This window comes from Escherichia sp. AM3, from assembly GCF_032029835.1.
Taxonomy (GTDB): Bacteria; Pseudomonadota; Gammaproteobacteria; order Enterobacterales; family Enterobacteriaceae; genus Escherichia; species Escherichia coli.
The window spans coordinates 1-1,000 of sequence record NZ_JAVUPQ010000376.1 but is presented as its reverse complement, the minus strand read 5'-3'; the positions used below and the strand labels follow the sequence as shown (position 1 = coordinate 1,000).

Below are 1,000 nucleotides of genomic sequence, written 5' to 3'. Positions count from 1 at the left end.
TTTCATTGGTTTCAACCGGACGACGACGACCTTTCTCATCCGGTTCGCCAAGCGACATAACGCGCAAGGTTAAGGTGCCATCAGCATCGAAACGTTCCGGATTATTCAGGAAACGGAACTCTACGCCGTCGTGCAACGCTTCTTCATACTCTTCGCGCCATGCGGGCCTCGCTTGTAGTGAACGACGGTAAACGATCGTTGCTTTTTCTACGCCTGGAACGCGTAACGCCGCACGAGCGCAGTCCATTGCGGTGTTACCCGCCCCGACAACGACCACATGTTTGCCCAGCTTGAGCGCTGTACCCTTGTTGTATTCACGCAGGAAGGGGAGTGATTTCCAGACATTTTGGTTGTCGCCCGCCAGTTTCACACCGCTATTTTTATCAGTGCCGGTGGCAATCAGAACATAGTGGAAGCCCTGATTTTTTAACTGCTCAATGGTTAAATCGGGTGAGCAGCCATACTCAAATTTCACGCCGTGAGCGGCAACAAAATCGATATCGTGCTGAATTAACTCTGCAGGAATACGGAACTGAGGAATGATATTTTTCACCACGCCGCCCGCATTGGCTTCGCGTTCAAACAGCGTAACCGGATGGCCCGCTCTGGCAAGGAAGTAACCTGCTGCCAGACCCGCCGGACCTGCACCAATCACGGCAACCGGATGGCGTGAACCAGAACCGGCTGGTTTGTGCCAGCGTTGCTTATATTCATCCCAACCTTTTTCCAGCGCGACTTTTTTCAGTTCGCGGATATTCAGCGCACTGTCGTAATCCAGGCGGGTACAGTTGTATTGGCACTGGTGATCGCAAATATGACCGGTAATGGCGGGCAGAGCGTTGCGTTGGTAGATGAGTTCCAGCGCGTCGGCATAGCGGTGTTCGCCAAGCAGACGGATGTATTCCGGAATATCTTGCTTGATAGCGCAGGCAGTAACACAGGGGGCAACGTAGCAGTCGGTCAGCGGCAGGTCTTCTGCCACTTCAATACGCTCTTCTGG

Annotated in this window: 1 protein-coding gene; it reads right to left on the bottom strand. The window is 53.2% G+C overall.

Annotation, left to right across the window (positions count from 1 at the left end; genetic code table 11):
- On the bottom strand, positions 1 to 1,000 hold a 1,000-nt coding region (locus RTW80_RS25980), incomplete at both ends, for an FAD-dependent oxidoreductase (protein ID WP_312720954.1).